A 13,521-nucleotide genomic window follows, 5' to 3' on the forward strand; every position below is an offset into this window, starting at 1 on the left:
GCCAGCGCAGAGCGCGGCAGCGGGGGAGTGGATGCAGACGAGTTGGCAGTTGGAAGTAGCGGGAGAAGGCGTGCTGGTGCCGGCAATACCAGCGACTTCCAACTGACAATTTCAAGTTCCCTTCGGATCGTGGGCGCACGATCCGCACAACAAGGTGGAAGACCTCATGACGTCCTATTCGTTCACCGAAAAAAAGCGTATCCGCAAGGATTTCGGCAAGCAGCGCTCGATTCTCGAAGTGCCGTTCCTGCTCGCCATCCAGGTGGATTCCTATCGTGAATTCCTGCAGGAAAACGTCGATCCGGCCAAGCGCACGGACCACGGCCTGCACGCTGCGCTGAAGTCGGTCTTCCCGATCGCCAGCTACAGCGGCAATGCTGCCCTGGAATACGTCGGCTACAAGCTGGGCGAACCGGTCTTCGACGAGCGTGAGTGCCGCCAGCGTGGCATGAGCTACGGCGCGCCGCTGCGCGTGACCGTGCGCCTGGTGATCTACGACCGTGAGTCGTCGACCAAGGCCATCAAGTACGTGAAGGAGCAGGAGGTCTATCTGGGCGAAATCCCGCTGATGACCGAGAACGGCACCTTCATCGTCAACGGCACCGAGCGCGTCATCGTCTCGCAGCTGCACCGTTCGCCGGGCGTGTTCTTCGACCACGACCGTGGCAAGACCCACAGCTCGGGCAAGCTGCTGTACAGCGCCCGCATCATTCCTTACCGCGGCTCCTGGCTGGACTTCGAGTTCGACCCGAAGGACGCGCTGTTCACCCGTATCGACCGCCGCCGCAAGCTGCCGGTGTCGATCCTGCTGCGCGCGCTCGGCTACAGCAACGAAGAGATGCTGGCCGAGTTCTTCGAGATCAACACCTTCCACATCAACCCGGATGAAGGCGTCCAGCTGGAGCTGGTGCCGGAGCGCCTGCGTGGCGAAACCCTGGGCTTCGACCTCGCCGACGGCGACAAGGTCATCGTGGAAGCCGGCAAGCGCATCACCGCGCGTCACATCAAGCAGCTGGAAGCCTCGGGCATCGCCGCCCTGGCCGTGCCGGACGACTACATCGTCGGCCGCATCCTGTCGCACGACGTGGTCGATGCTTCGACCGGCGAACTGCTGGCCCAGGCCAATGACGAGATCACCGACGAGCAGCTGCAGGCCTTCCGCAAGGCCGGCGTGGATGCCGTGGGCACCCTGTGGGTGAACGATCTGGATCGTGGCCCGTACCTGTCCAACACCCTGCGCATCGACCCGACCAAGACCCAGCTGGAAGCCCTGGTCGAGATCTACCGCATGATGCGTCCGGGCGAACCGCCGACCAAGGACGCCGCGCAGAACCTGTTCCACAACCTGTTCTTCACCTTCGAGCGCTACGACCTGTCCGCGGTCGGCCGCATGAAGTTCAACCGTCGCGTGGGCCGCAAGGAAACCACCGGCGAAGCCGTGCTGTACGACCGCAAGTACTACGGCGAGCGCAACGACGAAGAGTCCAAGCGCCTGGTTGCCGCCCATGGCGACAGCTCCGACATCCTGGACGTGATCAAGGTCCTGACCGAGATCCGCAACGGTCGCGGCGTGGTCGATGACATCGATCACCTGGGCAACCGTCGCGTGCGTTCGGTCGGCGAAATGGCCGAGAACGTGTTCCGCGTGGGCCTGGTCCGCGTCGAGCGCGCGGTCAAGGAGCGCCTGTCGATGGCCGAGTCCGAAGGCCTGACCCCGCAGGAGCTGATCAACGCCAAGCCGGTTGCCGCTGCCATCAAGGAGTTCTTCGGCTCCTCGCAGCTGTCGCAGTTCATGGACCAGAACAACCCGCTGTCGGAAGTGACCCACAAGCGTCGCGTCTCGGCCCTGGGCCCGGGCGGTCTGACCCGTGAGCGCGCCGGCTTCGAAGTGCGCGACGTGCACCCGACCCATTACGGCCGCGTCTGCACCATCGAAACCCCGGAAGGCCCGAACATCGGCCTGATCAACTCGCTGGCCGTGTACGCCCGCACCAACCAGTACGGTTTCCTCGAGACCCCGTACCGCAAGGTCGTGGACGGCAAGGTCTATGACGAAGTCGAGTTCCTGTCGGCGATCGAAGAAAACGAGTACGTCATTGCGCAGGCCAACGCGCTGACCGACGCCAAGGGCACCCTGACCGAGCAGTTCGTTCCGTGCCGCTTCCAGGGTGAGTCGCTGCTGAAGCCGCCGGCGGAAGTCCACTTCATGGACGTCTCGCCGATGCAGACCGTGTCGATCGCGGCCGCGCTGGTTCCGTTCCTGGAGCACGATGACGCCAACCGCGCACTGATGGGCGCCAACATGCAGCGTCAGGCCGTGCCGACCCTGCGTGCGCAGAAGCCGCTGGTCGGTACCGGCATCGAGCGCGCCGTGGCGCGTGACTCCGGTGTGACCGTGAATGCCCGTCGTGGTGGCGAGATCGTGCAGATCGATGCCGCCCGTATCGTGGTCAAGGTCAACGAGGAAGAGATCGTTGGCGCCACCGACGCAGGCGTGGACATCTACAACCTGGTCAAGTACACCCGTTCGAACCAGAACACCTGCATCAACCAGCGTCCGCTGGTCCAGGTGGGTGACGTCATCGCCCGCGGCGACGTGCTGGCCGACGGTCCGTCCACCGACATCGGCGAACTGGCCCTGGGCCAGAACATGCTGATCGCGTTCATGCCGTGGAACGGCTACAACTTCGAAGACTCCATCCTGCTCTCCGAGCGTGTGGTGGAAGAGGATCGTTACACCACGATCCACATCGAAGAGCTGACCTGCGTCGCGCGTGACACCAAGCTGGGGCCGGAGGAAATCTCCGCCGACATCCCGAACGTCTCCGAGCAGGCGCTGAACCGCCTGGACGAGAGCGGCGTGGTGTACATCGGTGCGGAAGTCCGTGCCGGCGACATCCTGGTCGGCAAGGTCACGCCGAAGGGCGAAAGCCAGCTGACCCCGGAAGAAAAGCTGCTGCGCGCGATCTTCGGCGAGAAGGCTTCGGACGTGAAGGACAGCTCGCTGCGCGTTCCGCCGGGCATGGACGGTACCGTCATCGACGTGCAGGTCTTCACCCGCGACGGCATCGAGAAGGACAAGCGCGCCCGCCAGATCGAAGAGTCTGAAATCAAGCGCGTCAAGAAGGACTTCGACGACCAGTTCCGCATCCTGGAAGCCGCCATCTACATGCGTCTGCGTTCGCAGATCGTGGGCAAGGTGGTCAACGGTGGCGCTGGCCTGAAGAAGGGCGACGTGATCAGCGACGCCTTCCTGGACGGCCTGAAGAAGGCTGACTGGTTCGCCCTGCGCATGAAGGACGAGGACGCTTCGGAAGCCATCGAGCGCGCCCAGAAGCAGATCCAGGCGCACGAGAAGGAATTCGAGCGTCGCTTCGCCGACAAGCGCGGCAAGATCACCGCCGGTGACGACCTCGCCCCGGGCGTGCTGAAGATGGTCAAGGTGTTCCTGGCCGTGAAGCGCCGCATCCAGCCGGGCGACAAGATGGCAGGCCGCCACGGTAACAAGGGTGTGGTCTCCAACGTGGTGCCGGTCGAGGACATGCCGTACATGGCCTCGGGCGAAACCGTGGACATCGTGCTGAACCCGCTGGGCGTGCCGTCGCGTATGAACATCGGCCAGATCCTGGAAGTGCATCTGGGCTGGGCTGCCAAGGGCCTGGGCCGCAAGATCCAGGCGATGATGGAAGCCCAGGCGGCGGTCGCCGACCTGCGCAAGTTCCTGGACGACATCTACAACCACGACGACACCAACGTGGCCAACCGTGTCGACCTGTCGCAGTTCAGCGACGAGGAACTGCTGCGTCTGGCCCGTAACCTCACCGACGGCGTGCCGATGGCCACCCCGGTGTTCGACGGCGCCACCGAAGCGGAAATCAAGCGCATGCTGGAACTGGCCGACCTGCCGAGCAGTGGCCAGACCCAGCTGTACGACGGCCGCACCGGTGAAGCGTTCGATCGCCACACCACCGTCGGTTACATGCACTACCTGAAGCTGAACCACCTGGTCGACGACAAGATGCACGCCCGTTCGACCGGCCCGTACTCGCTCGTCACCCAGCAGCCGCTGGGCGGCAAGGCGCAGTTCGGCGGCCAGCGCTTCGGTGAAATGGAAGTCTGGGCGCTGGAAGCCTACGGCGCGGCCTACACCCTGCAGGAAATGCTGACGGTGAAGTCCGATGACGTGCAGGGCCGCAACCAGATGTACAAGAACATCGTCGACGGTGAGCACGAGATGGTCGCGGGCATGCCGGAATCCTTCAACGTGCTCGTGAAGGAAATCCGCTCGCTGGCCATCAACATGGAACTGGAAGACAACTGATCCATGCCGGCGCGGCGGCCTCTGCCGCCGCGCCGCTGGCAGTGAACTGAAAGCCCATCGACACAGCATTCCTCCTTCTGGAGAACACCATGAAAGACCTGCTCAACCTCTTCAACCAGCAGCGCCAGACGCTGGACTTCGACGCGATCAAGATCGCGCTGGCCTCGCCGGACCTGATCCGTTCGTGGTCCTTCGGCGAAGTGAAGAAGCCGGAAACCATCAACTACCGTACCTTCAAGCCGGAACGCGACGGCCTGTTCTGCGCCGCCATCTTCGGCCCGGTGAAGGACTACGAGTGCCTGTGCGGCAAGTACAAGCGCATGAAGCACCGCGGCGTGGTCTGCGAAAAGTGCGGCACCGAAGTGACCCTGGCCAAGGTGCGTCGCGAGCGCATGGGCCACATCGACCTGGCTTCGCCGGTCGCGCACATCTGGTTCCTGAAGTCGCTGCCGTCGCGCATCGGCCTGATGCTGGACATGACCCTGCGCGACATCGAGCGCGTGCTGTACTTCGAAGCCTACGTGGTGACCGAGCCGGGCCTGACCGCCCTGGAGCGCCGCCAGCTGCTGACCGAAGAACAGTACCTGCAGGCCCGCCAGGAGCACGGTGACGACTTCGACGCCGCGATGGGCGCCGAGGCCGTGTACGAACTGCTGCGCACGATCGACCTGCAGTCGGAAATGACCCGCCTGCGCGAGGAAATCGCCGCTACCGGTTCGGAAACCAAGCTCAAGCGCCTCACCAAGCGCATCAAGCTGATCGAAGCCTTCCTGGAATCGGGCAACCGTCCGGAGTGGATGGTCATGACCGTGCTGCCGGTGCTGCCGCCGGACCTGCGTCCGCTGGTCCCGCTGGATGGCGGCCGCTTCGCGACCTCCGACCTGAACGACCTGTACCGCCGCGTCATCAACCGTAACAACCGCCTGCGCCGCCTGCTCGAACTGAGCGCGCCGGACATCATCGTGCGCAATGAAAAGCGCATGCTGCAGGAATCGGTCGATGCGCTGCTGGACAACGGCCGTCGTGGCCGTGCCATCACCGGCACCAACAAGCGCCCGCTGAAGTCGCTGGCCGACATGATCAAGGGCAAGCAGGGCCGCTTCCGCCAGAACCTGCTGGGCAAGCGCGTCGACTACTCGGGCCGTTCGGTCATCGTGGTCGGTCCGTACCTGCGCCTGCACCAGTGCGGCCTGCCGAAGAAGATGGCGCTTGAGCTGTTCAAGCCGTTCGTCTTCGCCAAGCTGCAGCGTCGTGGCCTGGCCACCACCATCAAGGCCGCCAAGAAGCTGGTCGAGCGCGAAGAAGCCGAAGTCTGGGACATCCTGGAAGAGGTCATCCGCGAGCATCCGGTGATGCTGAACCGTGCGCCGACCCTGCACCGTCTGGGCATCCAGGCGTTCGAGCCGGTGCTGATCGAAGGCAAGGCCATCCAGCTGCACCCGCTGGTCTGCACCGCGTTCAACGCCGACTTCGACGGTGACCAGATGGCCGTCCACGTGCCGCTCTCGCTGGAAGCCCAGCTGGAAGCGCGTGCGCTGATGATGTCGACCAACAACATCCTGTCGCCGGCCAACGGCGAGCCGATCATCGTGCCGTCGCAGGACGTCGTGCTGGGTCTGTACTACATGACCCGCTCGCTGGAAAACAAGAAGGGCGAGGGCATGGCCTTCGCCAACATCGCCGAAGTCAAGCGCGCCTACGACAACCGCGTGGTGGAACTGCACGCGCGCGTCAAGGTCCGCATCACCGAAGTGGTGACCGACGAAGACGGCAACAAGCAGAACAAGACCTCGATCGTGGACACCACGATCGGTCGCGCCCTGCTGGCTGAAATCCTGCCGGAAGGCCTGCCGTTCGCGCTGGCCAACACCGAGCTGACCAAGAAGAACATCAGCCGCCTGATCAACTCCAGCTACCGCCAGCTGGGCCTGAAGGACACGGTCGTGTTCGCCGACAAGCTGATGTACACCGGCTTCGCCTACGCGACCCGCGCCGGCGTCTCGATCGGCATCGATGACATGCTGATCCCGGACGAGAAGAAGGGCATCCTCACCGAGGCCGAAGCCGAAGTGCTGGAAATCCAGGAGCAGTACCAGTCGGGCCTGGTCACCGCCGGCGAGCGCTACAACAAGGTGGTCGACATCTGGTCGCGCACCAACGAGCGCATCGCCAAGGCGATGATGGACACCATCGGTACCGAGAAGGTGGTCAATGCCAAGGGTGAGACCATCGACCAGAAGTCGATGAACTCGCTGTACATCATGGCCGACTCCGGTGCGCGTGGTTCGCAGGCGCAGATCCGTCAGCTGGCCGGCATGCGTGGCCTGATGGCCCGCCCGGACGGCTCGATCATCGAGACGCCCATCAAGGCGAACTTCCGCGAAGGCCTGAACGTGCAGGAGTACTTCAACTCCACCCACGGTGCCCGTAAGGGTCTGGCCGATACCGCGCTGAAGACCGCGAACTCGGGTTACCTGACCCGTCGTCTGGTCGACGTGGCACAGGACGTGGTGATCACCGAGGTGGATTGCGGTACCACCGAAGGCCTGATCATGACCCCGATCGTGGAAGGCGGCGACGTGGTCGAGCCGCTGAAGGACCGCGTGCTGGGTCGCGTGGTTGCCGAGGACGTGTTCCTGCCGGGCAACGACGAAGATCCGATCGTCACCCGCAACACCCTGCTGGACGAAGCCTGGGTTGCCAAGCTGGAAGATGCCGGCGTGCAGACCATCAAGGTCCGCTCGACCATCTCCTGCGAATCGGCCTTCGGCGTCTGCTCGCGCTGCTACGGCCGCGACCTGGCCCGTGGCCACCTGGTCAACATCGGTGAAGCGGTCGGCGTCATCGCCGCCCAGTCCATCGGTGAGCCGGGTACCCAGCTGACCATGCGTACGTTCCACATCGGTGGTGCGGCGTCGCGAGCTGCTGCGGTCGACAACATCACCGTCAAGACCACCGGCTCGGTCAAGTTCAGCAACCTCAAGTCGGTCGAGCATGCCAACGGCTCGCTGGTGGCAGTGTCGCGCTCGGGCGAAATCTCGGTGCTCGATGCCCACGGCCGTGAGCGTGAACGTTACAAGCTGCCGTACGGTGCGACCATCACGTCCAAGGACGGTGATGCGATCAAGGCTGGCCAGACCGTGGCCAACTGGGATCCGCATAACCACCCGATCGTGTCGGAAGTGGCCGGTTTCATCCGCTTCATCGACTTCGTCGACGGCATCACCGTCATCGAGAAGACCGACGAGCTGACCGGCCTGGCGTCGCGCGAAATCACCGATCCGAAGCGTCGTGGTACCCAGGCCAAGGACCTGCGCCCGATCGTGCGCATCGTCGACGCCAAGGGCAACGACCTGTCGATTCCGGGCACCGACCTGCCGGCGCAGTACCTGCTGCCGCCGCGCTCGATCGTCAACCTGCAGGACGGCGCTGCCGTCGGTGTGGGTGACGTGGTCGCCAAGATTCCGCAGGAAGCGTCGAAGACCCGCGACATCACCGGTGGTCTGCCGCGCGTGGCCGATCTGTTCGAAGCGCGCAAGCCGAAGGATCCGGCGGTGCTGGCCGAGCGTTCGGGCATCATCAGCTTCGGTAAGGACACCAAGGGCAAGCAGCGCCTGATCATCAAGGACACCGATGGTTCGGAGCACGAAGAGCTGATCCCGAAGTACCGCCAGGTCATCGTGTTCGAAGGCGAGCATGTCACCAAGGGTGAAACCATCGTGGACGGCGAGCCGAGCCCGCAGGACATCCTGCGCCTGCTGGGTGTCGAACCGCTGGCCGCCTACCTGGTGAAGGAAATCCAGGACGTGTACCGCCTGCAGGGCGTGAAGATCAACGACAAGCACATCGAGGTGATCACCCGCCAGATGCTGCGCAAGGTCGAGATCACCGATCAGGGCAGCAGCAAGTTCCTGAACGGCGAACAGGTGGAGCGCCAGCGCGTTATCGAGGAGAATGCCCGCCTTGCAGCCCGCAATGAGCTGCCGGCGCACTTCGATCCGGTCCTGCTGGGTATCACCAAGGCGTCGCTGGCGACCGAATCGTTCATCTCGGCCGCTTCGTTCCAGGAAACCACCCGCGTGCTGACCGAAGCGGCCGTCCGCGGCACCTCGGACAACCTGCGTGGCCTGAAGGAAAACGTCATCGTGGGTCGCCTGATTCCGGCCGGTACCGGCCTGGCGTACCACAGCAACCGCCGTCGCGGCGCTTCCGGCCTCACAGAGTCGGAAATGCAGACCCTTGCCGGCACCCCGGCCGCGGTCGAGGCACCGGTGGTTGAAGCCGAAGCTGAACAGGCGTCGGGCGAAGAATGAGGTATCCGGTCCGGCTGCAAGGCCGGACCACCCCGTCGGTCCATCGATGGGAGTGGGAAAGGGCAGGGAGATCGTCCGCGATCGACCCTGTCAATCTGAACGGGGTACATGGAGGCCCCCCAGTAACGTCCCGGGATCAGGGACGGGCTTGACAGGAGGCGTTTGACTGCTTTCCTGGCAGGTTGCTACAATCGTCTGTCTCAGCAGGCCAGAATTTCGGCCTGCTTTAACATTTCCGCATCTCTGGTCGGATTTTCCGGCCACCAATCAGAAGAACCTACTGATGGCGACGATCAACCAGCTGGTCCGCAAGCCGCGGCAAGCGACCACCTACAAGAGTGCCTCGCCGGCGCTCGACAAGTGCCCGCAGCGCCGTGGCGTCTGCACCCGTGTCTACACCACCACTCCGAAGAAGCCGAACTCGGCTCTGCGCAAGGTTGCCAAGGTCCGCCTGACCAACCAGGAAGAAGTGATTTCCTACATCGGTGGTGAAGGCCACAACCTGCAGGAGCACTCCGTGGTCCTGATCCGCGGCGGTCGCGTCAAGGACCTGCCGGGTGTGCGTTACCACACCGTTCGTGGCTCGCTCGACGCCGCCGGCGTTGCCAAGCGTCGCCAGGCCCGTTCCAAGTACGGCGCCAAGCGTCCGAAGGCATAAGGAGAGAGCACTATGTCGCGTAAGGGTAATACTCCGCAGCGTTCCGTCCTGCCCGATCCGAAGCACGGAAGCGAAACCATCGCCCGCTTCATCAACATGGTCATGCAGAGCGGCAAGAAGTCCGTCGCCGAAAAGATCGTGTACGGCGCCATGGACGTGATCACCGAGAAGAACAGCAGCGCCAACGCCATTGAACTGGTGCAGAAGGCTCTGGACAACGTCGCTCCGGCGGTCGAAGTCAAGTCGCGCCGCGTCGGTGGTGCCACCTACCAGGTGCCGGTAGAAGTGCGTTCGTCGCGCAAGATGGCCCTGGCCATGCGCTGGCTGATCGACTCCGCGCGCAAGCGTGGCGAGAACACCATGCCGAAGAAGCTGGCTGCTGAACTGATCGACGCCTCGGAAAACCGTGGTGGCGCCATCAAGAAGCGCGAAGAAACCCACCGCATGGCCGAAGCCAACAAGGCATTCGCCCACTACCGCTGGTGAGTTTGACGGCCTTGTAAAACAGGCAGGGCAGCACCACTTCGGTGCGTGCTGCCTCGCGGTCCCAGAAGGGCTGCGCCAATCCGAAGGCCGCCGAAAGGCGGCGTTCGGCCATCCGAAATCCAAGAAATCTGAGAGGCTCCCGTGGCCCGTTCCACTCCCATCGAGCGTTACCGTAACTTCGGCATCATGGCTCACATCGATGCCGGCAAGACCACCACGTCCGAGCGCATCCTGTTCTACACCGGCAAGAGCCACAAGATCGGTGAAGTGCATGACGGCGCCGCCACCATGGACTGGATGGAGCAGGAGCAGGAGCGTGGCATCACGATCCAGTCCGCTGCCACCACCGCGTTCTGGAAGGGCATGGACAAGTCCCTGCCGGAGCACCGCTTCAACATCATCGACACCCCCGGGCACGTCGACTTCACCATCGAAGTGGAGCGCTCGCTGCGCGTGCTCGACGGTGCCGTCTTCGTCCTGTGCGCCGTCGGTGGCGTGCAGCCGCAGTCGGAAACCGTGTGGCGCCAGGCCAACAAGTACCACGTGCCGCGCATCGCGTTCGTCAACAAGATGGACCGTACCGGTGCCAACTTCCAGAAGGTCGTCGGCCAGCTGAAGGCCAAGCTGGGCGCGGTTGCCGTGCCGATGCAGCTGCCGATCGGCGCTGAAGACAACTTCAAGGGCGTCGTCGACCTGCTGAAGATGAAGGCCATCCACTGGGATGAAGCTTCGCAGGGCATGAAGTTCGAATACGGCGACATCCCGGCCGAACTGCAGGGCCCGGCTGAAGAGGCTCGCCAGTTCATGGTCGAGACCGCTGCCGAAGCCAGCGAAGAGCTGATGGAAAAGTACCTGGGCGGCGAAGAGCTGGCCGAGGCTGAAATCATCAATGCCCTGCGTACCCGCACCCTGGCCACCGAGATCGTGCCGATGTACTGCGGCTCGGCCTTCAAGAACAAGGGCGTGCAGGCCATGCTGGATGGCGTGATCCAGCTGCTGCCGTCGCCGGTCGACGTGCCGGACGTGAAGGGCGTGGACGTTGACGACGACACCGTCGAAATGACCCGCAAGTCGGACGACAAGGCTCCGTTCTCGTCGCTGGCCTTCAAGATCATCACCGACCCGTTCGTCGGCGCGCTGACCTTCTTCCGTGTCTACTCGGGCACCCTGAACGGTGGCGACACCGTGCTGAACTCGGTGAAGGGCAAGAAGGAGCGCATCGGCCGCATCCTGCAGATGCACTCGAACAACCGCGAGGAAATCAAGGAAGTTCTGGCCGGTGACATCGCCGCTGCCGTGGGCCTGAAGGACACCACCACCGGTGACACCCTGTGCGCCGTGGACGCCCCGATCATCCTGGAGCGCATGACGTTCCCGGAGCCGGTGATCTCGATGGCCGTCGAGCCGAAGACCAAGTCGGACCAGGAAAAGATGGGCCTGGCCCTGGGCCGTCTGGCACAGGAAGATCCGTCGTTCCGCGTCAAGACCGACGAAGAATCCGGCCAGACCATCATCTCGGGCATGGGCGAGCTGCACCTGGACATCATCGTTGACCGCCTGAAGCGCGAGTTCAACGTTGAAGCCAACGTTGGCGCGCCGCAGGTGGCCTACCGCGAAACCATCACCCTGGCTGACGTCAAGTCGGACTACAAGCACGCCAAGCAGTCCGGTGGTAAGGGTCAGTACGGTCACGTCGTGATCGAACTGTCGCCGATCACTGCTGCCGACCGTGCCGATCCGAAGATCGCTCCGATGATCAAGGACGACTTCCTGTTCATCAACGACATCACCGGCGGCGTGATCCCGAAGGAATTCATCCCGTCGGTCGAGAAGGGCCTGCGCGAAACCATCACCAGCGGCCCGCTGGCTGGCTTCCCGGTCGTGGACGTCAAGGTGAAGCTGGTGTTCGGTTCGTATCACGACGTCGACTCCTCGGAAATGGCGTTCAAGCTGGCTTCGTCGATGGCCTTCAAGCAGGGCTTCGCCAAGGCCAAGCCGGTGCTGCTGGAGCCGATCATGAAGGTCGAGATCGTGACCCCGGAGGATTACCAGGGTGACGTGATGGGCGACGTCAGCCGTCGTCGCGGCGTGCTGCAGGGTTCCGACACCACCGGTGACGGTTCGGCCAGCATCATCAACGCGATGATCCCGCTGGGTGAAATGTTCGGCTACGCCACTGCACTGCGTTCGCAGACCCAGGGCCGCGCCACCTTCACCATGGAATTCGATCACTACGAGCCGGCTCCGACCAACATCGCCGAAGCCGTCATGAAGAAGGGCTGAGCCTCGCTCAGCCTCTCTTGAAACCACTTACGAACAATCAAGGTATAGAACAATGGCAAAGGGTAAGTTCGAACGCACCAAGCCGCACGTCAACGTCGGCACCATCGGTCACGTCGACCACGGCAAGACCACGCTGACCGCCGCACTGACCAAGATCGGTGCCGAGCGCTTCGGTGGCGAGTTCAAGGACTACTCCTCGATCGACGCCGCGCCGGAAGAAAAGGCGCGTGGCATCACGATCTCGACCGCGCACGTCGAATACGAATCCCCGATCCGTCACTACGCCCACGTTGACTGCCCGGGCCACGCTGACTACGTCAAGAACATGATCACCGGTGCCGCCCAGATGGACGGCGCGATCCTGGTGTGCTCGGCCGCTGACGGCCCGATGCCGCAGACCCGTGAGCACATCCTGCTGTCGCGCCAGGTCGGCGTGCCGTACATCGTCGTGTTCCTGAACAAGGCCGACATGGTGGACGACGCCGAGCTGCTCGAGCTGGTCGAGATGGAAGTTCGCGAGCTGCTGAGCAAGTACGAGTTCCCGGGCGACGACACCCCGATCATCGCCGGTTCGGCCCGTCTGGCGCTGGAAGGCGACCAGAGCGACATCGGCGTGCCGGCCATCCTGAAGCTGGTCGACGCGCTGGACAGCTGGATTCCGGAGCCGGAGCGTGCGATCGACAAGCCGTTCCTGATGCCGGTGGAAGACGTGTTCTCGATCTCGGGCCGCGGCACCGTGGTGACCGGTCGTATCGAGCGCGGCGTGATCAAGGTTGGCGACGAAATCGAAATCGTCGGCATCCGTCCGGTGCAGAAGACCACCGTGACCGGCGTTGAAATGTTCCGCAAGCTGCTGGACCAGGGTCAGGCAGGCGACAACGCTGGCCTGCTGCTGCGCGGCACCAAGCGTGACGACGTCGAGCGTGGCCAGGTGCTGGCCAAGCCGGGCACGATCAAGCCGCACACCAAGTTCGAAGGCGAAGTGTACGTCCTGTCGAAGGACGAGGGCGGCCGCCACACCCCGTTCTTCAACGGCTACCGTCCGCAGTTCTACTTCCGCACCACCGACATCACCGGCGCCGCCAAGCTGCCGGAAGGCGTCGAAATGGTGATGCCGGGTGACAACGTCAAGATGGAAGTCACTCTGATCAACCCGGTGGCCATGGACGAAGGTCTGCGCTTCGCCATCCGCGAAGGCGGCCGTACCGTCGGCGCCGGCGTGGTCTCGAAGATCATCGAGTAATCTGGTAGTATCTGCGCCCCGATGTTGCCTGGGTAGGGCATCGGGGCGTATCAAATGGGAAAGCAGGCACAGGATGTGCCTTGTGTTCCCTGGACCAGGAAGGGTCAATGCCATTCAGGCGGCGTCAACAGGCGACTGTTGACAGCTGCCTTGCGTGCCATTATGCTTCTACGTCTGGGCAGGCCGGGTAACTGGTCTGCCTACGTTTTTGAGGTCT

Annotated in this window: 6 protein-coding genes; all 6 read left to right on the plus strand. The window is 63.5% G+C overall.

Annotated elements, in window-relative coordinates:
- Positions 1-166 precede the first annotated feature (166 nt).
- The 6 genes from rpoB (at position 167) to tuf (ending at position 13,304) form a co-directional block, all read left to right on the plus strand.
- On the plus strand, positions 167-4,321 hold the full coding sequence (gene rpoB, locus MG068_RS03745; RefSeq protein WP_107433390.1) for a DNA-directed RNA polymerase subunit beta: 4,155 nt from the start codon (positions 167-169) through the stop codon (positions 4,319-4,321).
- An 89-nt stretch (positions 4,322-4,410) separates the two neighbouring features.
- Positions 4,411-8,634, plus strand: a complete 4,224-nt coding sequence (gene rpoC / locus MG068_RS03750; RefSeq protein ID WP_049462863.1) for a DNA-directed RNA polymerase subunit beta' — start codon at positions 4,411-4,413, stop codon at positions 8,632-8,634.
- Between the two features lie 283 nt (positions 8,635-8,917).
- A complete protein-coding gene (gene rpsL / locus MG068_RS03755) occupies positions 8,918-9,292 on the plus strand; it encodes a 30S ribosomal protein S12 (RefSeq protein ID WP_004145320.1) in 375 nt (124 codons plus the stop codon).
- A 12-nt stretch (positions 9,293-9,304) separates the two neighbouring features.
- A complete protein-coding gene (gene rpsG / locus MG068_RS03760) occupies positions 9,305-9,778 on the plus strand; it encodes a 30S ribosomal protein S7 (protein ID WP_004145321.1) in 474 nt (157 codons plus the stop codon).
- 141 nt (positions 9,779-9,919) lie between these two features.
- Positions 9,920-12,061 carry an elongation factor G gene (gene fusA / locus MG068_RS03765; protein ID WP_049422946.1) on the plus strand — a complete coding sequence of 714 codons (2,142 nt, stop codon included), beginning with the start codon at positions 9,920-9,922 and terminating at the stop codon, positions 12,059-12,061.
- 52 nt (positions 12,062-12,113) lie between these two features.
- Positions 12,114-13,304, plus strand: a complete 1,191-nt coding sequence (gene tuf / locus MG068_RS03770) for an elongation factor Tu (RefSeq protein WP_049416993.1) — start codon at positions 12,114-12,116, stop codon at positions 13,302-13,304.
- Positions 13,305-13,521 lie beyond the last annotated feature (217 nt).

Source organism: Stenotrophomonas sp. ASS1 (assembly GCF_004346925.1).
Taxonomy (GTDB): Bacteria; Pseudomonadota; Gammaproteobacteria; order Xanthomonadales; family Xanthomonadaceae; genus Stenotrophomonas; species Stenotrophomonas maltophilia_A.